Annotated in this window: 18 protein-coding genes; 11 read left to right on the top strand and 7 right to left on the bottom strand. The window is 40.3% G+C overall.

The genetic code is table 11. The features are described from left to right. The first annotated feature begins 270 nt into the window (after positions 1 to 270). The 6 genes from CDG77_RS06295 (at position 271) to CDG77_RS06320 (ending at position 8252) form a co-directional block, all read left to right on the top strand. Positions 271 to 2712: a dynamin-like GTPase family protein gene (locus tag CDG77_RS06295; RefSeq protein WP_094328539.1), complete on the top strand. Its 2442-nt coding sequence runs from the start codon at positions 271 to 273 to the stop codon at positions 2710 to 2712. A 239-nt stretch (positions 2713 to 2951) separates the two neighbouring features. Then, positions 2952 to 3389 (top strand): KGK domain-containing protein, encoded by a 438-nt coding sequence (locus CDG77_RS06300; RefSeq protein WP_223269719.1) that lies wholly within the window; start codon positions 2952 to 2954, stop codon positions 3387 to 3389. Positions 3390 to 3549: 160 nt separating this feature from the next. Continuing rightward, positions 3550 to 4572, top strand: a complete 1023-nt coding sequence (locus CDG77_RS06305; protein WP_094328541.1) for a S66 peptidase family protein — start codon at positions 3550 to 3552, stop codon at positions 4570 to 4572. A 64-nt stretch (positions 4573 to 4636) separates the two neighbouring features. Beyond that, positions 4637 to 6250, top strand: coding sequence for an NAD(P)/FAD-dependent oxidoreductase (locus tag CDG77_RS06310; protein WP_094328542.1), 1614 nt, complete (start codon positions 4637 to 4639; stop codon positions 6248 to 6250). 178 nt (positions 6251 to 6428) lie between these two features. After that, the gene (locus CDG77_RS06315) at positions 6429 to 7310 is read left to right on the top strand and encodes a hypothetical protein (RefSeq protein ID WP_143856965.1); all 882 of its coding nucleotides are present in this window, start codon (positions 6429 to 6431) and stop codon (positions 7308 to 7310) included. A gap of 15 nt (positions 7311 to 7325) precedes the next feature. Beyond that, positions 7326 to 8252 carry a GUN4 domain-containing protein gene (locus tag CDG77_RS06320; RefSeq protein ID WP_094328544.1) on the top strand — a complete coding sequence of 309 codons (927 nt, stop codon included), beginning with the start codon at positions 7326 to 7328 and terminating at the stop codon, positions 8250 to 8252. Positions 8253 to 8492: 240 nt separating this feature from the next. Here CDG77_RS06320 and CDG77_RS06325 read toward each other — a convergent pair whose 3' ends face one another. From CDG77_RS06325 to CDG77_RS06335, 3 genes are all read right to left on the bottom strand, one after another. Next, positions 8493 to 10382, bottom strand: coding sequence for an iron uptake porin (locus tag CDG77_RS06325; RefSeq protein ID WP_094328545.1), 1890 nt, complete (start codon positions 10380 to 10382; stop codon positions 8493 to 8495). 751 nt (positions 10383 to 11133) lie between these two features. Continuing rightward, complete coding sequence (locus tag CDG77_RS06330; protein ID WP_094328546.1) at positions 11134 to 11883, bottom strand: isoprenyl transferase; 750 nt, start codon at positions 11881 to 11883, stop codon at positions 11134 to 11136. A 24-nt stretch (positions 11884 to 11907) separates the two neighbouring features. Next, the gene (locus tag CDG77_RS06335) at positions 11908 to 12846 is read right to left on the bottom strand and encodes a hypothetical protein (RefSeq protein WP_094328547.1); all 939 of its coding nucleotides are present in this window, start codon (positions 12844 to 12846) and stop codon (positions 11908 to 11910) included. Positions 12847 to 13096: 250 nt separating this feature from the next. On the opposite strand from CDG77_RS06335, the gene CDG77_RS06340 reads away from it, so the two are divergent. Together CDG77_RS06340 and CDG77_RS06345 are read left to right on the top strand one after the other, a co-directional pair. After that, a complete protein-coding gene (locus CDG77_RS06340) occupies positions 13097 to 13336 on the top strand; it encodes a hypothetical protein (protein WP_094328548.1) in 240 nt (79 codons plus the stop codon). Beyond that, positions 13333 to 13746, top strand: a complete 414-nt coding sequence (locus CDG77_RS06345; protein ID WP_094328549.1) for a putative toxin-antitoxin system toxin component, PIN family — start codon at positions 13333 to 13335, stop codon at positions 13744 to 13746. Before CDG77_RS06340 ends, CDG77_RS06345 begins: the two co-directional genes overlap by 4 nt. Before the next feature lie 152 nt (positions 13747 to 13898). Here the strand turns inward: CDG77_RS06345 and CDG77_RS06350 are convergent, their stop codons facing one another. After that, positions 13899 to 14864: a pentapeptide repeat-containing protein gene (locus CDG77_RS06350; RefSeq protein ID WP_094328550.1), complete on the bottom strand. Its 966-nt coding sequence runs from the start codon at positions 14862 to 14864 to the stop codon at positions 13899 to 13901. A gap of 284 nt (positions 14865 to 15148) precedes the next feature. Between CDG77_RS06350 and CDG77_RS06355 the strand changes: the two genes are divergently transcribed. Next, positions 15149 to 17521 carry a tetratricopeptide repeat protein gene (locus CDG77_RS06355; RefSeq protein WP_094328551.1) on the top strand — a complete coding sequence of 791 codons (2373 nt, stop codon included), beginning with the start codon at positions 15149 to 15151 and terminating at the stop codon, positions 17519 to 17521. Positions 17522 to 17544: 23 nt separating this feature from the next. Here the strand turns inward: CDG77_RS06355 and CDG77_RS06360 are convergent, their stop codons facing one another. Next, entirely contained in the window at positions 17545 to 19338 is a 1794-nt protein-coding gene (locus CDG77_RS06360) for an eCIS core domain-containing protein (protein WP_223269720.1), read from the bottom strand. A 107-nt stretch (positions 19339 to 19445) separates the two neighbouring features. Continuing rightward, on the bottom strand, positions 19446 to 20570 hold the full coding sequence (locus CDG77_RS06365; RefSeq protein WP_094328552.1) for a hypothetical protein: 1125 nt from the start codon (positions 20568 to 20570) through the stop codon (positions 19446 to 19448). 298 nt (positions 20571 to 20868) lie between these two features. Here CDG77_RS06365 and CDG77_RS06370 point away from each other — a divergent pair, with 298 nt between their 5' ends. Further along, positions 20869 to 21654 (top strand): HAD family hydrolase, encoded by a 786-nt coding sequence (locus CDG77_RS06370; protein ID WP_094328553.1) that lies wholly within the window; start codon positions 20869 to 20871, stop codon positions 21652 to 21654. Between the two features lie 440 nt (positions 21655 to 22094). Next, entirely contained in the window at positions 22095 to 23270 is a 1176-nt protein-coding gene (locus CDG77_RS06375; RefSeq protein ID WP_094328554.1) for a DNA double-strand break repair nuclease NurA, read from the top strand. 219 nt (positions 23271 to 23489) lie between these two features. On the opposite strand, the gene nadC is transcribed toward CDG77_RS06375, so the two are convergent. Beyond that, complete coding sequence (gene nadC, locus CDG77_RS06380) at positions 23490 to 24356, bottom strand: carboxylating nicotinate-nucleotide diphosphorylase (protein WP_094328555.1); 867 nt, start codon at positions 24354 to 24356, stop codon at positions 23490 to 23492. Positions 24357 to 24536 lie beyond the last annotated feature (180 nt).

The raw sequence follows: 24536 nt of genomic DNA on the forward strand, positions 1-24536 counted from the left end.
CCATCAATTATTTATTCACAGACTACTAGATCCCCCTAAATTCCCCGATAAATTGGGGGACTTTGATTCTTCCCCCTTTTTAAGGGGGGTTAGGGGGGATCGACAAGTGCCTAAAATCACAGCTAAATACTTTTAAAACATCCTCTAAACAATTAGTTTTTAAGTGGACATGATGCAGCCAAACTGCATCATATATCTCAGAAATATTACTGAACCATCCAGACAATAAATGTAACTAACATATACATAAAGATTGTCAGGATGCTGAATATGTCAGATTTACCACTTCAGTGCAAAAATTTGAAAGAGCAAGTTGAGTCGATATTACAACTTTCACAGCAAGAACCAACGCTACATTCTCAAGATATTACACCTGTACAAACTTCCCTAACTAAGGCGATTTCTCCCAAGTTTGAGATTGTGTTTGCGGGTGCGTTTAGTGCCGGTAAATCAATGCTAATCAATGCACTATTAGAGAGAGAATTACTTTACAGTGCAGAGGGACACGCTACTGGTACAGAATGCAAAATCGAGTATGCAGAAGTAGAGAAAGAACGTGTTGTTTTGACATTTTTAAGCGAAGCAGAGATTCGGGAACAAGCAGTTTATTTGTGTAAGCAGCTAGGATTTAAGACAGTACCTAATATTAACCAAACTGATGTAATTAACTTACTACTTGAAGGTTCTGAAGCGATTATTCAGCAGGAAGGTGGTGAAAGTAAATCAGAACGTGCAAAACAGGCGAAGGCGTTAATGTTATTGCTAGAAGGATATATAGCAAACCGCGATCGCATCAACACGGTTAATAATGCTACATACTCAATGGAGCAATTTCACTTTTCTAACCTCAAGGAAGCTGCGGGATATGCCCGTCGGGGTAGTAATAGTGCAGTATTGAAGCGAATAGAATATTACTGCAATCATCCTCTGCTAGAAGATGGCAATGTAATTATTGACACACCTGGTATCGATGCCCCAGTAGAGAAAGACGCACAACTAACTTATGCCAAAATTCAACATCCTGATACTTCGGCGGTAGTGTGTGTGCTAAAACCTGCTTCGGCGGGTGATATGACAAAAGAAGAAACAGAACTATTGGAATTAATGCGGCAAAATGGAGGAGTACGCGATCGCGTTTTCTATGTCTTCAACCGCATCGATGAAACTTGGTACAATACCCAACTACGGCAACGATTAGACGATTTAATCAGTGGGCAATTTGCTAATTCAAACAAGGTTTATAAAACCAGTGGATTATTAGGATTTTACGGCAGTCAAATTAAACAGACAAGCCAAGGAGATAGATTTGGTTTAGATTCTGTTTTTGCAGAAAGTATTAAAGGTTTAGATGGTAAAGAAGAAACACCACAATTTGTCTATGCCTTTAACAACTACTGTGTAAATTCAGGAAAGCTTTCTACCAGTAAATTTCGTGTTTCTGTTAACGGCTTTGAAACTCCAAATCAAAATTATGTGCGGATTTTAGGAGATTGGGGAAAAGAACTCATAGACAAGCTAATTCAAGATAGTGGTACTGAAGAATTTCGCACAGCTATTACTCGCTATCTTACAGAAGAAAAGCGTCCGCAGTTATTTAAAAATCTTGCTGATGATTTGGAAGATGTTTGTATTAAACTGAAAAAGCATTATCAGAGTGTACAACGTAATTTAGATAGTCAACCCCAAGAAATTGAGAGTATGAAGTTGCAAGAGTTGCAACGCCTAAATCAGCAACTCCAACAAATTGGTAGAGAATTTAACGAGCATATCACAGAAGAAGTGAACTTAATAATCAATAATTCTTGTGATGCTTTTGAATCAGATTTTAAGCAATTGCAATCACGAATGATTCGCCGTTTAGATGAATTGCTAGATAGTTTTTCTGTAGCTTCTGCTTATCAACGTGCAACTATCAGCCACCCTCGCAACGCTACCGCACCTTTAATTGCTATTTTAGTAGAGGCATTTTATTACTTAGCAAATCAATTAGAAGATATTTTGATTGAATCTTCTCAGCAAGTAGTTGCAAATTATTTCCAGCGATTGATTGAAAAAATTCGCAAATCAGAATACTATCGCCAATTGTATCGTTTATTAGATAATGATGGCGGCATTGAACAAGAGATTAGAAATTTAGAAAAAAGCGTTACTCAAGCATTAGTGAGTGCAGCTAGTGTAGAGTGCGATCGCTTCGTGCGAGAAAGTCCGAGATTTTATGATGAAGGCACTTTTTCTATATATCAATTTCGCCAGACTTTATTACAAACCTCTCAAGGTTATGACGCTGAAAGTATCGTAGAAGCAGAACCAGCAATTAGGCAATTATTGAAGTTAGATTTTGAACCAAAAGTCTCTCAAACTATTCGTAAATCTTTCCGTCAAACCATTAATCAAACATTGAAAACTCAGTTATTACCAATGGCAGAACAGCAAGCAGATGAGATTTTGCAGCAATACCCACAGGCGCGGGCTTATTTAGAGAAAACACTGCAACAAGAAGCTGAAGAAAAAATTGCGAATAATCGGCGATTATTGAGTGTTGTTGAAGAAAATATTGCCACCTATAATTCAGCAGCTTCTAGTATCAATAGTTGTTTACAGGCGATGAAATTATATGACCATTTCTTGCCTGTAATTGGTGATTCTTTTGATGCTGATGGGAAGTTTGCTAATAATGGATTTGTAGTTTCAGATGCGGTGCAAGAGGTTTAATTTTAATCTCAAATCATTTTTGAGATAATTGTAGCTTTTAGTGAGTGCTTTAGGGACTTCCAAAAAATAAAATATACAGTAGGGTGTGTTAGGCGAAAGCCGTAACGCACCGAGATATCTGGCGGTGCGTTACGCTGTCGCTAACGCACCCTACAAAATTGGATATTTTTTTAATTGGAAGTCCCTTAGCGCTCACTAAGTACAGTTTTGTTTTGCGTAAAGAGGTTAAGGAGAATATTTTGGTCGAAATCAACAACAATGGCAGATGTCGTAGAAGAAAATCAAGAATTGAGGTTGATATGCAAGATGAATTTAAGCCAATAGAGTGTAATGATAGTGATGTTTTGGACTTTGGAGACAACATATACAAAGTTGCTAAATTAAAACAAGCAATGGATACCTCAGCTAACTCCCATCTGGCAAATATATTGAATGAAGAATTAAGGAGGAAGGGAGTAGATATAAACAATTCTCTTGTGAATTTGTTTCAGAAGGGTACAGATTGTGAAATTTTAACACTAGGTTCTCAAAGCTGGAAAAAAGGGAAAGTGAAAATTAAAATAAGCGTTGAATTTTATATTGAAGAGGAAGATGTACAAATAACTAACAGTAACAATTCAGAAATTACTGAACCAGAATCTCCTCTTGACGATCTTCGCCGCATGATTCACGAGTAAAATTAGTCAATCCAAATTTACATATAGCAATCTTATTTGATTCGTAAAAATTCGCGGTGTCAAGATCCCCGACTTCTTTAAGAAGTCGGGGATCTAACTTTTTATCAATTACTTAGGCATTGGTATAACCTATTAAAATTCGTCACTATCCTAAATACTTATGCTTATCAAACGTCGGCAATTTCTTGCAAGCTGTGGACTAGCTACCCTAGCCACCCAAATATCACCACTTACCGCTAAAGGTGAACTCGTAAACACCATCCGTAAGCCTTCCCACCTACAAGTAGGTGATACTGTAGGATTCATCTCCCCTGCGGGTATCGTTGACGCTAAAGATATCGAAGCAGCGCAGCAATCAATCTCACAATTAGGGTTAAAAGTCAAACTGGGGAAGCATATTTTAGATCGTTACGGCTATTTAGCGGGTAAAGATGGCGATCGCGCCGAGGATGTAAACTTGATGTTTAGCGATCGCACCATCAAAGCAATTATCCCCATGCGTGGCGGTTGGGGCTGTAATCGCATCCTACCACTACTAAACTACTCCCTAATCCGCTCACATCCAAAAATTATCATCGGCTACAGCGATATTACGACGCTGTTGTTAGCAATTAATGCCCGTAGTCAAATGATTACTTTTCATGGGCCAGTTGCCACATCTACCTGGAATCAATTTACAGTGGATTACTTCAAACGCATCCTATTTAATGGTGAAGCTGTGACTATGCAAAATCTCAACCCTAGCGAAGTGCGGGTGGAGACAATAGCACCAGGAAAAGCGAGAGGTAAACTTGTAGGTGGAAACTTATCAGTGCTATCGGCGATGGTAGGTTCACCTTATCTACCTTCCTGGAACAAAAGTATCTTATTTGTGGAAGAAGTTGGCGAGGATGTTTACCGTGTAGATAGAATGCTGACGCAGTTAAAAACTGCTGGAATACTTAATCAAATTTCTGGCTTTATCTTTGGACAATGTACTAATTGTAAACTTGGAGATGAACCATCATTTACATTAATCCAAGTATTGCAACAACACATACTTCCTTTAGGTATTCCTGCTTGGCATGGTTCAATGATTGGTCATATTAAAGATAAATTTACCTTACCAATCGGTGTAGAAGTGGAAATAAATGCTGAACTTGGGACAATACGAATGTTAGAGGCGGCTGTCAGTCTGGTTTAAGTATCAGCCGCGACACAGCAATTTTGATTAAGATTTTAATAGATAGTATGAATTTCTCCTCGCCATGTTACGACTAACAGAAGTAAAGCTTCCACTCGATCATCCTGAAGATGAGATCGAGACTGCCATCCTCAAAAAGCTGCAAATCACAAACGAAGAATTGATCGGTTATTCCATCTTCAAGCGTAGCTATGATGCCCGTAAAAAAGGAGAGATTAACCTTGTTTATATTCTGGATGTAGAAACAACTCAGGAGACTCATCTACTCAAGCGCCTGAAAAAAGATCCCCATGTGATGGTTAGGCCAGACATGAGTTATCGCCCAGTGGCGCAAGCACCTAGTAATTTGGCAATTCGCCCCATCATCATTGGTACTGGGCCTTGTGGCTTATTTGCGGGTTTGATGCTGGCACAAATGGGTTTTTGTCCAATCATTTTAGAACGTGGGAAAAAAGTTCGCGATCGCACCGTTGATACCTTTGGCTTTTGGAAGAAAAAATCCGACTTCAATCCAGAATCTAACGCTCAATTTGGCGAAGGTGGTGCGGGTACATTCTCCGATGGCAAACTCTACAGTCAAGTTAAAGATCCTCAGCATTATGGGCGAAAGGTATTAACCGAACTCGTCAATGCGGGAGCCTCACCAGAAATTCTCTATATCAACAAACCGCATATTGGCACATTCAAACTTGTGGGAATCGTCCAAAGTATGCGGGCTAAAATCGAATCCCTCGGCGGTGAAATTCGCTTTGAAAGTCGGGTGGAAGATATCAACATCGAAAATGGACAGGTGCGGGGAGTCACTCTTGCCAGTGGGGAATATATCGCCAGCGATTATGTAGTTTTGGCAGTAGGACACAGCGCCCGCGATACCTTCCAAATGCTATACGATCGCGGGGTTTACATCGAGCCGAAACCTTTTTCCATCGGCTTTCGCGTCGAACATCCTCAAACTCTCATCGATAAATGTCGTTTTGGCGCTCAGGCGGGACATAAACTTTTAGGTGCTGCCGATTACAAACTGGTTCACCACTGTCAAAATGGTCGTTCAGTCTATAGTTTTTGTATGTGTCCGGGCGGGTTGGTGGTTGCAGCCGCATCAGAACCGGGGAGACTTGTCACCAATGGGATGAGCCAATACTCTCGCAATGAGCGTAATGCCAACAGTGCGATCGTTGTGGGCATCACACCCGAAGATTATCCGGGTAATGCCTTGGCGGGAATTGACTTCCAACGGCGCTTGGAAGAAAAGGCTTTTGAATTGGGCGGTGGGACTTATGAAGCTCCAGGGCAGTTGGTGAGAGACTTTCTTAACCATCGCCCTTCTACAGCGTTGGGCACGGTTAAACCGTCTTATACGCCAGGGGTACATTTGGGCGATTTGAGCCAGAGTTTACCAGATTATGCGATCGCCGCCATCCGTGAAGCACTGCCCGCTTTTGACAAACAAATCAAGGGATTTGCAATGGATGATGCCGTGTTAACTGGGGTAGAAACCCGCACCTCATCACCAATTCGGATTAAACGCAAAGAGGATTATCAGAGTTTAAATACAGTCGGTCTTTATCCGGCTGGTGAAGGCGCGGGATATGCAGGGGGAATTCTCTCGGCGGGTATCGATGGTATTAAGGTAGCAGAGGCAGTGGCTTTAAGTATTTTGAGGAATTGCGTAGTTTAGCACTGTAAGCCTCGCACTAGTTTTGCACAATAGATTTTGGGCAAAATGGTAATATTATTATTCGATAATTGTCCACCGAGTTTCTACTTTTTTTTTAGTCATTATTTTATCCTCGACACTCTTTTTCAAGAGTGTTATTTTTAGGAGGATATCTGCTTGCTAGTTATGGTGTGGATAAATGATGGGATGGCTATTTGGAGGTCTTGTTAAACAATTTGAGGGTGCAGCAAAGGAGGTTGTCAGAGAGGGTAGCAAAGAAATAGCTAACTTGTTTGATGACAAACTTTACCCTTTGGCTAACAAGCTTGATTATATTGCTCAAGAAAGTATTAATCATGCAATAGAAAAAACTGAGGAATTAGAAAGTAAGGTTAAAACTGACATTGAACATCTGCTAAATACAGCAGATGATAAAGTTAAACATCACCTGGAAAAAATAGATAAGATTCGTGAAAAAGCCCTCACAGAGACTATTAGTAAAACTAATTTTTACCTAGAAAATAGAATTAATCAAATGTCACTAGCTGTAATGCAGGCGATTAGCTTGTCTCAAAACAGCATTGAGCAGAGTTTGGAAAGAATTGAATCTTTGGAAAATAAGTTATTTCAAGATGCTAATCAAATAGTTGATAAAATATCTGAACTGATAGATGGCAAACTAGAACTAATTCGGAATGAGTTAAAAAAATATTTAGTTCACGGTTTACCTAGTCCTCTTGATAAATGTAGACAAAGACTAAAAATAGCATGGAAGCCCGGTGGTCTATTTTCTGATATTGAGCTTTATGAGTTAAGCGAGTGCTATGAACTCAGTAAGTTAGATGAAAAAACATCTATCGATGAGGTATTGAAGATTTATGGACAATTACAACAAAATGCCGCTATGATGGCTGCTTTAGTAAGAAATTCTCCAGAATTAAAAAATCGAGCTATTCAAGACTGGATGAAATATGGTTTACTTTGTAAATTTTGGCGTAGCATAATGAATGGTTATGATTTAAAAAACAATGTTATGTCAGAGTATAATTCTCCACAAATTTTATTAATAGATAATCAATAAAATTAACAGAGCTTTATGTTTAAAGCAGCTAATGATAACTGGAAAACACCATTAGGATATTATGAAAAAGCAATTGAAGAACTCAGGCGTAGCCGTGAAGAGTTGCAGGAGATAAAAGGAAATAGTTTGCATATTTTTGAATCAACTATTGCAAATTTTCAAACGGATATAAAGGAATTAAAATCTGAGATTCAGACTATGCAGGAGAGATTGGCAAATACTGAAGAAACGGCAATAGAAGCTCAGATCACTTTAGCAGAGACTCAAAAAGCCTCACTAGCTGCTCAAACTGAACTACAAGCTTTGAAAGAAATTATGAGTGATGAACAAAAGTCAAATTATAAAATTCTCGAAGAATTAGGGGAAATAAAAAAGCAAATATCTCAATTGCCATCCCACTCTTTAGAAACAGATTCGGAAATCTCAATTCTTAAATCTTTATCAGATGTGCAGTTACATTTGTCTCAATTGGCAGCAGAATTAACTCTTGTATCTCATACTTCTGGTATAGATTATAGAAAATTACAGGAACTATTAGCACAACAAAAATGGCAGGATGCTGATAAAGAAACTTACTCTACTATGCTGAAAATATGTGAGCGTGAAGTAGAAGGTTTTTTAGATGATGGAGAAATTAAAAAATTTCCTCGTCATGACCTCTATATTATTAATAAGCTTTGGCTTCAATATAGCGAAGCCAGATTTGGTTTCAGCGTCCAACAACGTATTTGGCAAGTCAAAAAAGATTGTAAGCGCTTTGCTTATAAAGTTGGATGGCTAGCAAGTCTTACCAATAATGAATGGATTAAATATGAGGAATATACTTTCAGCTTAGATGCACCTAAAGGACACTTTCCATCTATATCTCGGTTAGTGGGTTTAGATTCTAGAAATCTTCGTGAGGTTGAGCATCGAGTAAAGATTTTTCTGTCACGATACTAACACTTTACCACTGAAGATAGCCTAAATATCAGCTTTAAAGTAGGCGTAACACCAGTTTTGCGCAAGATATTTTGAGCAAAATGATGATATTACTATTCGATAATCATCCAACGAGTTTCTACTTATTTATTAGTCATTATTTTATCCTCAACACTCCTGAGAAGGAGTGTTATTTTTAGGAGGATATTCGCTTGCTAATTATGGCATGGAAAATAATGGCATGGCTATTTAGAGGTTTGGTTAGAACGTAAAAGTAGTCCGAAGTACACCTACAGTCGTAGTCTCATTGTTGCTATTACCTTCTGGGTTAAAGAGAACAAATGCACCAGGAGTAATGCTGATATTATCGCTAACTCGAAAGCGATAATAGCCTTCTAAATGGTAAGGAGTCGCCCGATTGTCGCCTGTGGGGGAAAGTTGAGCAGAACCACCAGCATCACTACGATAAAGCGGCTGACCAAAAATAATCCCGGCATTATTCCCTGACTTGAATAAATCTTTGAAGTGAAGTCCCACCATCCAACTTGTAAAGGTGGTGGAAGCATTCACACTATTAGAAGAAGCATCAACAAATAATGCTGCACCGTAGCCAGATAAGGCTATCTTGGGAGAAAATCGCCATGTTACTGTACCCCCAAAGGAATTGAGTTTGACTGGTGTCCCAGCGTCAACACCAGCTAAAGCACCAACATCACCACTAATTAATCCAGTACCTAAAATATTGATTTCGTGATAACTATTGGCATAGTTTAGACCAATATCTAAGTCAGGACTGGGCTTGAAGGTTAACTGTGCAGCAACAATACTACTTCCACTAAATACACCACCCCCCAAAGGTGTCGTAGAAACTCCTGGTAGTGCCTCATCAGCAGATTTTTGGGGTAAATTGGCGTTGACGCTACCGTATAAAGCGCGTAAATCCAAATTCGGGGAAATACTATAAATAAATCCCGCCGCCGATGCTAAACCAGTACCCGAAGTCCCACCAGAAACCCGTAACACTGGGTTTAAGCCTGCAAAACGAGAAATTGACTCTTGTCCTTCGCCATAAAAAGGTGTAATTGTTGGGAAAGCATCTGATGTTTCCGCCGCAGTTCCGGCAAACAAGGTTAATTTATTAGCGACGGGAAAGATATACAGCAATTTGTAAAGCTGAACATCGTTCGCGCCAACACTCGACAAAGTATTGACATTTAACCCTGGAAATTGCGGCTCAAAACTGGTACGAGCGCTACTAGAACTTAAAAGAGGTGCAGCTAATCCTAAACTTTGTTGCAGGCTACCTTGTCCATTGGCTCCACCCAAAAAGTTATAAGCTTGCAATCCAGTAATTAATAAATCTTTACCAGTAAAGCTAGTGGTGAGATTTAATCGCACTCTATTGACTAGGATGATATTCGAGTCGCTGTTATTAGGAGCGCCGCCGGTAGCACCAACACCAGCAATAATTACCTCTCCATTAAGTTTAGTAGTCGTAGAAAATTGATTTGCTTCTAGTTTTGCGCTACGAGCTTCTACAGCATCCACTCGACCCCGCAATGTTGTTAATTCCGCCGTAAATTGTTCTTGTAGTTTCTGCAACGTGGCTAAATCTTCTTTCTTAACCAAATCACCAGTTGCAGTGGCAATCAGTTCGTTGATTCGGTCTAAACAAGCATTTAAGCCAGCAGCAAATTCATAGCGAGTCATCGCCCGATTACCGCGATAGGTTTGATTGGGATAACCTGCAATACAACCATATCGCTCAACCAAAGACTGGAGTGCCTGAAAAGCCCAATCTGTAGGTTGTACATCAGATAATTGGGATACAGATGTTACTTGTGCAAGCTTGTCTGAGGATGGAGATGAATTTGCAGATTGTGGTGTCAGTTGCTGCTGAAGCTTAACAGCAGAATCTACACCTAAATCTTGATTTTTTTGATTCTCATTATCTATCAGCAATTCGCTGGAGATATTATTTGTAAAGTTGCTTTGATGAGAATCATTTTTTTGATAATTGCTATCATTTTGATTAATAGCTACGTTTTTATCTGCAATTTCTAAATTAGGAAGGGCTTGCACAGGTGATAACCCGGCAATTAAGCATAAAAATCCCATCCCACTAGCAGAAGCTAGTAGATATTTCGCCATGACAACTCCCAACACACATAATATGGTAAAAATTAATTGCGATTTTGAAATTGATTGATAAGTAAATTTAAAGTAGATTTAGCAAGATTCTCTGGCTAACTTTAAATTTTTGATATCAGGATTTTTTCTGAATTTACTTACCGCAAAATCAGCTTATATCGCAAGTATTAAATTATAGTAAATACTATTTTGGGAAAGAATTAACAAATAATGATATTGATAGTTTTGATAATTACTATTGGCAAAATAATAATTACATCGGTCTGATTTTATGATAATGAATATAGGTATTTAGCCGAGATTAGAGGCTAAATACCTAGCAAAGAGTAATTTACCCAAAAAATTAATTTGGAGTGTATGGAAGATCGGGAGGAAAACGGCGGAAATCATTTATCTTGGGATTGTTAACCAGTTTCATCCCAGAGAAGTTTCATAGCGATCGCATAAAGAAAATTTTTAGATAATCAGTACCACACTTTAGAAAAATAAGCAATATCTTACAGTAAGTAATATTTTTAACAAAACATTTGTAACTACCCTTGCAGTTTATTTACCCACCGCCTGCTATTCTTATAGTTACTTCGGTCTGTCATAGCAGATAGATTATCCTCAATAATGTTTAAATTTCTTAGCGCTCATATACCATCCTGGTAATGTGGGTGCTTTTACTTTATGCTTCATAGCAGCAAAAAACCTAGTCCCCTTCCCGACGCGGGAGGGGGAAATTTAATAGAGAGGTTTTCCAGATAGCTTAAGCTGACAGTGAAGCTTTAACTTGACCAAAACGGCGATCGCGATTTTGGTAGCTCAACAAAGCCTGATATAATGCTTCTCGATTAAAATCTGGCCAAAGAATATCGGTGAAATACATCTCTGTATATGCCATTTGCCACAAGAGAAAATTACTCAATCGCATCTCACCGCTAGTCCGAATCAGTAAATCGGGTTCTGGAGTGTCTGCTGTGTAGAGATGTTGTTCTATTAGACTTTCATTCACTTGTTCTGCACTGAGTTCGCCACGTTGGACGAGTTGAGCTACTTGATGACAAACTCTAGTAATTTCGTTACGGCTACCATAGTTGACTGCAACAGTAAAGTGGATTGCTTGATTATTCAATGTCTCTGCTATAGAACGTTCCATTTCCGTTTGTAGAGACTTAGGTAAAGCTGATAAATCTCCAATAAACGAGATTCGCACTCCTTCCCGATGCATTTGAGCCAACTCGCGGTGTAGTAATCGCTCAAACAAATGCATCAGAAAATCAACTTCTTCAACGGGACGCTGCCAATTTTCTGTTGAGAAAGCGTAGGCTGTCAACGCTTTGATTCCCCAATCCTTGCAGCAACGCAATAGTTCTTTAAGCGTTTTTGCTCCTTGGCGATGTCCAGCAATGCGCGGTAATCCTCGACTGGTTGCCCATCGTCCGTTACCATCCATGATGACGGCGATATGTTGGGGGATTTTTTGGGGATTTAAATCGGCTGATTTGTCATTTGTCATTTGTCATTTGTCCTTTGTTATTTACTAATGAGTAATTTCAAATAAATCTTGCAAGTATTTTGGTGTGAGGCTATTGTTCCAACTCCACAGACGATGCATTGTGTAGGCGAAGGTGAAAAAAAGAGTTGTTTTGTTGGTTAATGACCAAGCATTCCAGTTGAGTGTACCCATCATGCGGCGGAGGGTACGCATGAGGTTGTTACGCTGATAGGTTTGCGATCGCGTTTTGATGAGTGTGCGTCCAATTCGCACCAACCCAGTATCAGGAAAAGCCCAGACTCCAAACCCCCAGAATTTGGTCATGTGGTTGATTTCATCCTGTGCTAGTTCCTCTAGAACATCCTGGAGTGCGCCAGTGGTGTGAGCCATCAACCAAATATAAAGACAGGTAGCACCGTATTCTGTGGCAATGCGGTGTAAGCCGTGGCGATATAAGTCTTCGTGAGCATCATCTGTGGGGAGATAGCTTCTAACAGTCCGTAGTTTTGGAGTAATTTTCTCGCCTGTTAATTGGGTGTAGACTTTGATTAATGCGGGTGTGTGCTGACGTTCTTCCTTTTCCCACAAACCAAGTTCCAACAGTTCACCACTTTCACCGACTGTTCCACCAACAAACCGAGCCATCTGAGGATGCAATTTTTCCAAATACTGCCGACTGGTTTGGGTATAGCCGCGAATGGGAGCTTCTGTATCCATCGCACCTATCAATATAGATAGAAATACCTCTGCGTCTAAGCCGATAATTTGATTGCGATTGATTGTTTGCCAGTCGATGTGTTTCCAGGGACGCGGTTGGGGATTGGCAAACTGTAGCGGTAAATCTTGCAGGCGATCGTGTAGTTGTTCGTCTGCAATATATCTGTCTATCAGTAAACGAATGCGATGTTGTGTTTGCAGGTAGTTAGGACTGGGATAGCTTTCACCTGCTAAGTCTTCTCTAACTGGGCTGAGAGTATTAAGCATTTTTTTATACTTTAATTTTTATCTCTGTACCCAATAGCCTAAGCGATCGCACTTCGTTTTGTCAGTCGGCTGAAGTCGGCAGTTTTATGTGATGGAGTTGCAAAAGTCAGGGAAAAAGTTGGTTATAGAAAATTTGGGTTTCAAACCTCGCCCTTCTAAGACGACTTTACAAATTTAGAAGAGAGAATTGCAGAGAATGTAGCGAAATTGTTAGAACAAGGGTAGATAAAAGTGAGTAACAGGATAAATCATGAACGCTTATAAAACATATATCACTATTGAAGATCCAAAGCAGTTAGTATTATCTGATTTACCATTTAAAGCAGGACAGAGAGTTGAGGTGATTATTTTGACAGAGGATAATCAAAGGGTTACTTTAGCAGAAGAATTAAAAAAGTTATTCAAAGAAATACAAGCAATACACGCAGATAATCCCTTGACTGATGAACAGATAGCAGCAGAAATTGAAGCTTATAGACGGGAAGAATGAAAGTTATTATTGATACTAATATCGTAGTCTCTGCTGCTATAGCTGATAAAAATCCAGAGACAGTAATTTTATTTGTGATTGCTAATTCTTCTTTTGAGTGGGTTGTATCAGCAGAGATTATCGCAGAGTATAAAGAAGTTTTAAAGCGTCCTCCTTTAAAATTAACTGAGGCACAATACGAAAGATGGGTTTATTTGATTGATTCAGTGACAACACTAATTAATGTGGATGTGGAGGTTGATTTCCCCAGAGATAGGAAAGATGCAAAGTTTTTAGCTTGTGCTATTGCCGCAGGAGCAGATTTTTTTATTACGGGTGATGCTGATTTTAATGAAGCGCAAACTTTGTTAAACACAACTATTATTTCTCTCTCTTTATTTAAAAGGTTAGTTTGTGATGTGAGGGAATAAGCTTCAATCTGGTAGAGTGCTTAATATAGCGGCATAACACACCGTACAAAACTAAGCGATGCCTACGGCTGGCTACGCTTACGCACTTTGTTTTGTCAGTCGGCTGAAGTCGGCAGTTTTATGTGATAGGGTTGCAAAAGTCGTGGAAAATGTCAAACCAGCTTTTCATGGAAGTCTTTGCTGTATTCGGCTGTTTCCCAATTTTTGGCAGATTTAACTTGTTTTACAGTTAAGCCTGTTGCATTCCAAAAACTAGCTCCTTCTATATCAGCATTATCTAGCTTTGCACCTTCTAAATTAGCATTTCCAAACTTTGCCTTTTTCAAATTTGCTCTTTGAAAATTGGCATTTTTAAGTAATGCTCCGCGAAAGCTAGCCTCTGAAAAATCAGATGCTTCAAGATTAGCATCCTGAAGATTAGACTCCCAAAGAATTGCATTTGTGAGTTTGGCTCCTTCAAGAGAAACGCCAGGAGCAATCAAATATGCTCCCATTAATGCAGCATTAAACCCTACTGGGAATTGGGTATGCTCATCGTATAAAACCTTTCGGAGATCAGTACTTTCTAATTTTGCATTTAAAAGAGAAGCACCATATAGTCTGGCTCCATGAAGGTTCGCTTTCGAGAGATTAGCTCCCTCAAGTTTTGCTCCTGTAAGATCAGCCTTATAGAGATTAGCTCCGGTCAAATCGGCTCCAGTTAAGTCAATGTGTCTCAAGTCAGCATTGGGAGTATCTACATTTCTCAAAGAAACTCCTTCACTGGCTAAATCTTCCAGGGCAATTTTCCGCGCATAGCTAGTGACTGTACTTGAGGCTGAGGCTGCATCAATTGCCTTCCAATATTCAAAATGTGTTCTTCTCCGTTCAGCTTTCGCTCTTTTCTCTTGTTTGGGAAGCTCAAATAAGAAAGTAGTTACGCCTATCAGGATACCAAGTTTGCTGACTGCATCAAGTATCTTGATAAATGCTAGATTTGAAAGCCAATCGGAAATCTGTGTAGAAAAGAATAAGATAATTACTAAAAATGTCAGACTAAAAAGCCAAATTATCCCAATCAAAAGTAGTTTGTGTTGTAAAAATGATTGACTCTTCTGGTTTGGATTCTGGCTTTTCAAGTTTTTATACCTTTGCTTATTATATGCTTAAGATAAATTATGACAAAAGTCAGAATCTTCCGGTAAATATATCTCTAACTAAGAAAAATAACAGTTTATTTTGACTAAAGCTACCGGAGTCTTCTCATAATTCCCTGAATTGCTGACGATAACGGTTAAGTTTTTGTTTGCAAAAGTCGGGAAAAAAGTCGGATTCACAGAATCTTATCCGAAAACTCCAACAAGATAACTGTAGAGTGATTTATAGTTGTCCCTAAAATCTGAACTACCCTTGTCGTTACACAATGGACGCTGAAGCAGCATTAGCATGGTTAGATGCCACAATTCCCCCGCAGACTGGGGAACGGTTGAGCGATTTGCAAAAAGTGATTCTTGTGCAAGTTTGGTTGGGTAGAAAGTACTTGGATATCGCTCATTCTTACGGTTGTACCGAAGGACACGCCAAGGATGCAGGTTCTCAGTTATGGAAGCTGCTTTCTAAAGTATTGCGAGAAAAGATAACCAAAAGTAATTGTCGCGCTACTTTAGAACGGGTTCTGAGAAAAACTACTGCAATATCATCCAGTCTGATCGATTACTCGCGATCGCACCAACTCACCCCAAAACTAGAGGATACCAATTTTATTGGACGAACAGAAGCGATCGCTCATCTGAATACTTTGGTAAATCAAGGATCGAAAGTTATTGTTATCCAAGGTGAGGGAGGTTTAGGCAAAACCACTCTAGCGCAGCAATATCTCCATCAAGAATTTGACTTGGTTTTAGAACTGCTGATGGCCAAGGAAACCCAAAATATCACCCCCGCTGAACGAGTTGTAGAGGAATGGCTTAAACAAGATTTTGCTCAAGAACCTGGGGTAGAATTTGGCGTTACATTGGGAAGACTCAAGCGCCAACTCCACAATCGGCGGATTGGGGTGTTAATTGACAATCTCGAACCTGCATTAGATCAACAAGGTGGGTTGATTGCTTCTCACCGCAACTATGTAGAACTATTGCGGGTGTTGGCTGATGCGAGAGTCCAATCTGTTACCTTGATTACTAGCCGCGATCGCCTTTGTGAACCTGGGCTTAATGTAAATCACTATCGGCTTCCCGGTTTGGATCAAAGTGCATGGCAACAGTTTTTTAGCAACCGTGGATTAGCCATCAATTCGCCAACCTTGCAAATTATGCATCGCACTTATGGCGGTAATGCTAAAGCAATGGGAATTCTCTGCGGTTCAATTCAGGAGGATTTTGACGGTGATATGGCTCTTTATTGGCAAGAAAATCATGCCGATCCTTTAGCCGCAACGGACTTAAAAAATTTAGCCGTTAGTCAAATTAATCGTCTGCAAGCCCTCGACCCTCAAGCGTATCGGCTGCTTTGCCGTTTGGGATGTTATCGTTATCAAGATATACCCAGCATCCCATCTCAAGGGTTATTTTGTTTACTGTGGGATGTGCCACCCGATCAACATCGCCAAATCATCGCCTCGTTGAGAAATCGGTCTTTGGTGGAGTGCGATAAAGGTGAATACTGGTTGCATCCCGTGATTCGGAAAGAAGCGATCGCACGTTTACGTCCCAGTGATGAATGGGAAATTGCCAACCACAAAGCCGCAGAATTTTGGACAGCTAGTATTAAACAAATTGAAACCTTTAAGGATGCTTTGCAAGCTCTAGAAGCATATTATCATTATATAGAAATTCAGGAATTTGAGTTAGCCGGCAAAGTCATTCTCAAAAGCCGAAATAATCAATGGCAGCAGTTTTTGCCTCTTGGTAGTACCTTGTATCGGATGGGTTTAATTCAGCCGATCCTGACTGCAATTAATCAAGTTGTAAACAATTTAGAAAATGACCAAAATCTCAGCGAACTTTATAATATACTAGGCGATCTATATTGGATAACAGGTAAAATTAGTCAAGCGATCGCCTGTCAAGAAAAAACTATTACTCTGGCAACCCAAGCACTCAAATCACTTGTACCTCAGCCCGAAAATAAACATCCAGTTTACTATCTGAGGATGCTAGAGGTAGATTCCCTATTAAGTATTGGTCTTTACAAAATAGATTTATGGGAATTAGAAGCAGCCGTAAATTTATTTCAACAGGTAATTTACCTGGCTCAAAATACTGAACATCATCGCTGGGCAGAGAAAGCTTCAGTTTGTTTAGCTTTAGTGTATTCTTATTTAGGTTTGCATGATGCCTCATATCAATTAGCAGACGTAGCTTATCAGAATATTACGAACGAAAAATTGGTGGAACAGACTGGAAGATTTGTCTATTTCATGCAAATTTTGGGTCAAACCTACGTCAACTTAGGAGAGTTCGATCGCGCAAATCAAATATTATATCGAGCTTTAATCTTTGCTGAAGAAAGCCACTATATGCAGGTGAAAGCAAAAACACTCAATGGTTTAGCAGAAATCTATCGACAACAAACAGATTTTGAATTAGCTCTGCCTCATCATAAAGAAGCAATAGAACTGTTGGATAAAATAGATGCTAAGTGCGATTTAGCTGAAGCTTATTTTCAATTAGGTTTAACTTATCAAAAGATGGCAAAGCCTGATGAAAGTCAAATTAATTTTAATCGAGCAATTCAGCTATTTACTGAAATACAAGCCCCGAAACAAGTTGAAAAAATTTTAACCAGTGCTGCGTAATAAATATACCTTTAATTATTTACCTAGGGACTTGGTGCAGTCCATTGGGAGGCGGTTTTATCATATTCTCCTTTTATAGTTGCAGCGCGAGGACGAGCCGCTGCTAAAGCGGCTAGTTCATCATCTTCTGAAGTATAGTCGCCAAAATCTACACCTAATAAACCGCCATTACCTAAAATTCCAATACTTTTCAAATGATCCTCAATATTATCCAAATCGAGAATATCAGAATCATCATTACTTAAAGTTCCCATCCACATTACCCAAATATCTTTTTCCATTTGAGCAACTCCAGGCTTAGTAGGGTCATAAGCCGAAATAGACTTACTAAAGTCACTTATAGCGCTTGATTTTTGCTTCAATTCGCTAAAGACAGTTGTCATGCCATTAATCTGAGCAATCATGGCATTAGTTGCTGTTAGTATATCTGCCGCCGAATATTCTGATGCACCACCAGCAATTTGTACCCTCATTTCTGCAATTAATCGCTCAATAATAACAGTATTTCGATGTAAGTTTGCTAATACTTTATTAGTTTGCAATGCACCACGATACATTGATGCTACATGTTGCCAAATATTACTTTTCAGCACATCCGGCGAAAGCCCACCAGGTTGTAAATCACTACCTCGCGTTGTTATGGCATCTGATACAGCAAGAGCTATTGCGGAAGATGCAGTTGCTTGTAAAAATGAAGAACCGGCTGCTGTAAGTCCATCTGCAAGGGTGAGAGCAAGCCATCCAGCTGCGGTAGAAGGAGCAATATAGGCGGCAGCAAGACCAGCTAAAATGCCCGTTCCTATCCCTAAAAATATGCCTCTCCAAAGAGTTTGATTTTGTGCTTCTGCTCTTCCTTGACCAATTACTCTTGAGTAATTGCTGTAAGCCATATCGTAATTGAGAGAGAAAATTCTTAATTTTGTACTGATTAAATCAGTCTGTGCCACGGATAAATCTACACAAATACTGGCTAAATTATAATGAGCATCAATTAATCTTGCATTGGCTTGTGTAAGTGGCAATTTTGTTGAAAGTTCTGTAACTTTTTGGTCTTTTGGCTTTCTCTGCAACACATCTCTACGCAATGCCCCACCTGTCTGTTGTACTACATGGGTCAACTCATGGGCTGTCAACTCATTATTACCTGGCGACTTTCCTTGCCCAAAGTAAACATCGCTACCATGAGTAAACGCCTGCGCCTGCAAATCCTGATTCATCTGCACAGCCGTACCATCTGTATGCACTCGCACCTGACTAAAATCAGCAGCAAAGCGAGGTTCCATGAAGCCTCGCACGTCATCCCCTAACAGGCTTCCTCCACCTTTACTGCTATTCAGGCGACTCTCAATATTTTCCCCAGCCTGCAAGTTGCCACTCATAGCTCGTTGCAATGAAGGCTTGGTTTGTATTTCTTCTTCTTGAGTCTGTTCTTCTGGTGCTATCTTCGGTTGCACAGCAGTATTAGGCATTGACATGACTCGATGAGCCACGCTATCGGCTTCCTGCTCATACCGATCTCCTGGTTCTCCAACCGTGAGTTTTGTCTGTGGACGGCGTAACGCTATGGAACTAATGTCATGAACTGGCTTTTTTTTGATAACTTGTGGTTCTAAAGATTGTTCCCCAGCAGACTGGGCTAATTGTGAGTCGGTTGATGCCTCAGAGGATGTTTGAATCGGAGGATTATTTGCAATGGCAAAACCGCGCACTGGATTTGCCAGTGTTGGAGTTGTTGGTGAGACAAGGGACGGATTTGAAAAAGCAGATCGTCCAAATGTGCCTGGACGCAAAGCGGTTTGTCTTTGGATATCGCTCATTTCAACTTTCCTCTATCAATAAAATAAACTAAAACATACTGCTAATATCAAGTTGAAACGAACTCCTTACCTAGAATCCGCTTCTGGAGCATTTGTAACTCATTGAATCATGGTTGACCAGAAACACCGGGTTGAGGTTGAGGTGGGCCGCCGATCGCACTCGGAGAAGATGAACCAAAACCTAAACTGGGAGGTAGCAATCGTCCGACATCTACATGCATTCCTAACATGAGGTTGTCGCCAGCTGTATTAATTTCCAAGCGGAACCACTTCAATCCTGGTACAGGTAAGGTTTGTCCATTGAGTTGATCGAGTGCAAGCCGTCGAGCGTTGGGATCGGAAAGAACACCTGCTAAGGCTCCGACTCCGATTAAAGCTGTAGCGCTAACGACACCAATCTGTCCTCCTGTGCTTAACCGTCGCCAGTCTTGTTGAAAGCGATCGCCTGCTTGGGTTTTCAAGGAAGTTAAGGCACTATCGATCGCTGGAACTGCAATAATCGCTCGTAGCAAATCCCCTCCTGTTGCAGTTCGGGCAGTGCTTGGCCCCGCAGGCACGGTTGGAGCGGCTGGGGGTAATGTTGGGCTGGCAAATGGGTTTGGTATGCTAGGACTAGCAGTTCCCGAAGTAGGTAAAACTCCTAAATTAATCTGATTTAGTGCAGGTTTAATCGTTTCTGGATTCAGTTGCTGCTCGACATGCTGCATTACCATTGCTTGCAACTGTGGATCTAGTTGCAAATGCATATCCATACCCAGTTTATAGCGGGAAGTAGGGTCGGGAGGTTGCAGTAGTGAAGGGGGAGTCAGTTGGTAGTTAGGAACAGATGGCAAACTGGGGGTTTCATCTCGTTGGATCGTCGAAATATCTCCCTGTTCATAACCAACACTTTGGCGCTGCAAAATTTCTGGGATAATTTCTTCTCCCCGATCGGCTACCCAATTAGTTGCTAGCTGACGTTTTGCTTGGGGATTAAATAGCGATATTCGACTAATGTCATGGCTGAAGGGCTTTGCTTGGACTACTTCTGGTTCTAAGGATTGCGCCTCGTGAAAGTCCTTTGATACCTCGGTTGCTGTTTCGATAGGAAAGTTATTTGTAACTCCAAAACCTCGGGTTGGATTTGCCAGCGTTGGAGTTGTCGCTGAGAGAAAAGACGGATTTGAAAAATTGGATGTAGCTGCTTTCTGAGAATTTCGTAGAGAAGCGGCCTGTCTTTGGACATCGCTCATCTCACCTAACCTCTATGCCAAAGCGTATTTTTGATCCAAATTGTACAGTTTATCTCGTTGCGATCGCTATCGACTTAAGTGGAAACTATTCTGTAATGCGATCGCACATTTAACTTCAGTCGGGGTCTTAAACTTTGCGATCGGCCCCATTGATGGTTAGTATTTTTCTATCTTATCCCAACCGCCAATCAGTGATTTTACCTTATTTAGCGGGTCTTATTATAAAAGGCTCACAAAAATTACTGCATGATTTAAAATTGTCGGGTAAGCTGACAACAGCAGTTTCATCCTCAAAACAATGACCGCAAGTAGTCCCACAATTTTAGCCCTGGACTTTGATGGAGTGATTTGCGACGGACTAATTGAATATTTTGAGGTAGCGTGGCGCACCTATTGTGATATTTGGTCGCCAATTAATGACACACCACCAGATGATTTAGCTTTGAGATTCTACCGCCTGCGACCTGTAATTGAAACAGGCTGGGAAATGCCCGTTTTAATCAAAGCGTTGGTAGATGAAATTCCTGATGATAAAATTCTTCATGAATGGTTAAGCATTGCCCCGAAACTTTTGTTAAATCACAAGCTACAAGCCAGAGAAATTGCCGCGAAACTAGATAACCAACGCGATGAATGGATTACCACCGATTTAGACGGTTGGCTAAGTCTGCATAAATTTTATCCGGGTGTAGTAGAAAAACTCAAATTAACTCTTGACAGTGGAGTTAAGTTATACATTGTTACAACTAAAGAAGGGCGTTTTGTACAAGAGTTACTCAAACAGCAAGGAGTGAATTTACCGACAGCAGCAATTTTTGGTAAAGAAGTCAAGCGTCCCAAATACGAAATTTTGCGAGAATTAAAGCAGGAAGCAGAAAACAAGTCAGTTAGTCTTTGGTTTGTAGAAGATAGACTTAAGACATTGGAGTTAGTCCAACAGCAAACAGACCTTGAAGAGGTGAAACTATTCCTTGCAGACTGGGGCTATAATACCCAAGCAGAAAGGGAAGCTGCCCAAAACGATCCGCGAATTCAGTTGTTATCACTGTTTCAGTTTGCCAAAGATTTCTCTGCTTGGCTTTAATATATAATTTATGTTGCAATAATCTCTTAATGGCTTTAACCTCAAAGGGCAATACAGTTGAGTTAAGGCTAAAACTCTTTGTCAAAGTCAATTATTTTAACGTAGACGCAAAGCGGCTTGCCGCAGGCTAACGCAAAGAATACAAAGAGAAGACATAAATGCTTAACTCAACCGTATTCCCTCAAAGGGCCGATCCTTACCTAGATATTTATAGCAGTCAGATTGTTGCCCTTACTAACATCCCGCCGAAACTTAAGTTCCTGCCTCATAGCTCAAGTGTACTAAAATGACTCTACTTAATTCTTTTTAGAGAATCAAAGGGCTTTAGTTATTAACCCTGAAATTTATTTTAAGGGGGAATGTTAACGAAGCAAGAGATTTATAAAGATGTAGGTAAATACTAAGAAAGTAGAAAAACTCCTAACTCCTAACTTACCTTTATGCTCGATCTAACAAAACTGGCGCGACAAATGCAAGGCTTAAGCCAGCATCTTACTTTAGAAGCTGCTGCCAGTCGCCAGCGTTTAGAATTGGCGCAACAACATCTAAAAAATGCTTATGAATCTCAACAAGATTTAATCGATCGCCAGGAAAAATGGCGCGATCGCATTCTCTTTGCTAATGCTACCCCAATTGAGCCGCTAGAAACTTGCATCGATATCCCAGTTCCGCCAAAAATTCATACTGTCATCGCTACTGATGGTTCCCAAATTGCCCCTAACCATCACGAAATTGCTTACTGTTATCTCTTAAATATTGGCAGAGTCGTCTTACACTACGGACAAAACCGCCATCCGCTACTCGATAGTTTGCCAGAAGTATTTTATCGCCCAGAAGATTTATATATGTCTCGACAGTGGGGAATTAGAACCGAGGAATGGATGAGTTTTCGCCGCACTGCTTCCGAAGCAACGGTTTTGGCAGAACTTGCATGTGCAGCTAAAGGAGAAGCACCAGCATTAGCGATGGTAGATGGTTCGTTAATTTATTGGTTTTTAGAACAATTACCGATGGATGCACGCGATCGCATTTTACCCCCCATCCTGGAAGCTTGGCAGCAAATGCGTGATGCTCAAATTCCTCTTATCGGTTATCTCAGCGCCTCTCGCAGCATCGAAACAATGAACTTTTTAAGGTTGTTAGCTTGTCCTCATCCAGTGCCAGACTGTAAAACTTATTGCCCAAATCAGCTAGAAAAAGTAGCTTGTAAAATTTTTGAACAGTTGCGAGATACTTCAGTTTGGGCAACCCGACTCAAACCAGGACAACGCAGCACCCTTTGGCGGAGTAATTCCCCGATTCTCGAACTCTATGGCGATCAAACCATTTATTTTTGCTATGTTCACGTTGGCACCGAAATCGCCCGAATCGAAGTTCCAGCATGGGTAGCCGAGAATGTAACCATGTTAGACCAAGCATTGGGACTGATGCTTGCACAAGTGCAAAAAGGATATGGCTATCCTGTAGCGATCGCCGAAGCGCATAATCAAGCAGTGGTAAAAGGTGGCGATCGAGCGCGTTTCTTTGCCCTCCTCGAACAACAAATGATTAAAGCTGGTTTAAAAAATGTTGGAACTTCCTACAAAGAAGCCAGAAAGCGTGGGAGTATTGCTTAGGAACTCCTAAGTTAAGTAAATTAAGTCTTTCTGAAAAAACTTTATTTTTATAGATTTTGATCGATATTAGAGTTCGGTTAAAATTAGTCACATTAGGGATTGTAGCGACCATAGCAACTTCAAAAGTTTGCTAAGTATAAATAGATTATATTTAGTAAAATTTAAACCCTCTAAAACGTAATACTATACCACCTTTACAGTGAGTTGATTTGCCTTATTTTAAAGCACAATCCTCATACTCAAATCCAACCACTTCGATTGAGTAATTGGCGCACTACTAGAAATATAGTCAATCCCTGTCTCTGCCACACCGCGAATCGTTTCTAAAGTCACATTCCCTGAAGCTTCAATTTTCACCCTATTATCCTGCTGACGAATCAACTGCACCGCCTGACTCATCATATCCAAGGGCATATTGTCCAACATAATAATGTCAGCCTTGTGCTTCAAAGCTTCTTTGACCTGCTCTAAACTCTCCGTCTCTACCTCTATAGTCAAGGGATAAGGAATCTGAGAACGAATACGAGTAACAGCTTCTCCAATTCCCCCAGCCGCCGCAATGTGATTATCCTTAATCATCACCGCATCATCTAACCCCATACGGTGATTAATCGCACCACCCAAAGCAGTTGCATACTTTTCCAATATTCTCAGCCCTGGTGTAGTTTTACGCGTATCCACCAACTGAGCAGGTAAATCAGCAATTTTCTCTACATATATATTAGTGAGCGTAGCAATCCCACTCAATCGCATAGCCAAATTGAGCGCGACTCGTTCCCCCATCAGCAGCGCATCCAGCGAACCAGAAATTTCAGCTACCACTTCTCCACGCTCACACCACGCACCTTCATCTGCCACTGCCGTAAAACTAACTTTTTCATTCAAAATCTGAAATGCTCTAGCTGCAACTGGTAAGCCAGCAATTATGCCTGAAGCTTTAGCTATCCATAAAGCCTTACCTAGCGTCACATCTTTTACTAGTAGTGTATTTGTTGTGCGATCGCCCCGGCCAATATCCTCCAACAACCAACTACGCAAAAGAGGATCTAAAACCAGCCAAGGGGGTAAAACAGCAGAACTGCTCACAAACTTATTACTTCCTTATTAACTTCCAGAAATACTATAGCTTAAAAGTCTTACAGTCTAAGGCTTTGAAGTCGATGAAAAAGCCCTCCAAAATATTTTGGAGAAAAGTAGTTGACATGAGGAGATAGGTTCGGTATATTGAATAAGTGCCTGAAGCGGAGCGTTGAAAAGCGACGCTTT

Source organism: Nostoc sp. 'Peltigera membranacea cyanobiont' 213 (genome assembly GCF_002245975.1).
Classification (GTDB): Bacteria; Cyanobacteriota; Cyanobacteriia; order Cyanobacteriales; family Nostocaceae; genus Nostoc.

Bases quoted from the DNA above. Each gene is read 5' to 3' on its own strand.
- CDG77_RS06295 (WP_094328539.1), top strand. From the start codon at position 271: ATGTCAGATTTACCACTTCAGTGCAAAAATTTGAAAGAGCAAGTTGAG.
- CDG77_RS06325 (WP_094328545.1), bottom strand. From the start codon at position 10,382: ATGGCGAAATATCTACTAGCTTCTGCTAGTGGGATGGGATTTTTATGC.
- CDG77_RS06355 (WP_094328551.1), top strand. From the start codon at position 15,149: ATGGACGCTGAAGCAGCATTAGCATGGTTAGATGCCACAATTCCCCCG.
- CDG77_RS06375 (WP_094328554.1), top strand. From the start codon at position 22,095: ATGCTCGATCTAACAAAACTGGCGCGACAAATGCAAGGCTTAAGCCAG.
- CDG77_RS06305 (WP_094328541.1), top strand. From the start codon at position 3,550: ATGCTTATCAAACGTCGGCAATTTCTTGCAAGCTGTGGACTAGCTACC.
- CDG77_RS06310 (WP_094328542.1), top strand. From the start codon at position 4,637: ATGTTACGACTAACAGAAGTAAAGCTTCCACTCGATCATCCTGAAGAT.
- CDG77_RS06370 (WP_094328553.1), top strand. From the start codon at position 20,869: ATGACCGCAAGTAGTCCCACAATTTTAGCCCTGGACTTTGATGGAGTG.
- CDG77_RS06360 (WP_223269720.1), bottom strand. From the start codon at position 19,338: ATGAGCGATATCCAAAGACAAACCGCTTTGCGTCCAGGCACATTTGGA.
- CDG77_RS06365 (WP_094328552.1), bottom strand. From the start codon at position 20,570: ATGAGCGATGTCCAAAGACAGGCCGCTTCTCTACGAAATTCTCAGAAA.
- CDG77_RS06330 (WP_094328546.1), bottom strand. From the start codon at position 11,883: ATGACAAATGACAAATCAGCCGATTTAAATCCCCAAAAAATCCCCCAA.
- CDG77_RS06340 (WP_094328548.1), top strand. From the start codon at position 13,097: ATGAACGCTTATAAAACATATATCACTATTGAAGATCCAAAGCAGTTA.
- CDG77_RS06320 (WP_094328544.1), top strand. From the start codon at position 7,326: ATGTTTAAAGCAGCTAATGATAACTGGAAAACACCATTAGGATATTAT.
- CDG77_RS06335 (WP_094328547.1), bottom strand. From the start codon at position 12,846: ATGCTTAATACTCTCAGCCCAGTTAGAGAAGACTTAGCAGGTGAAAGC.
- CDG77_RS06315 (WP_143856965.1), top strand. From the start codon at position 6,429: ATGATGGGATGGCTATTTGGAGGTCTTGTTAAACAATTTGAGGGTGCA.
- CDG77_RS06345 (WP_094328549.1), top strand. From the start codon at position 13,333: ATGAAAGTTATTATTGATACTAATATCGTAGTCTCTGCTGCTATAGCT.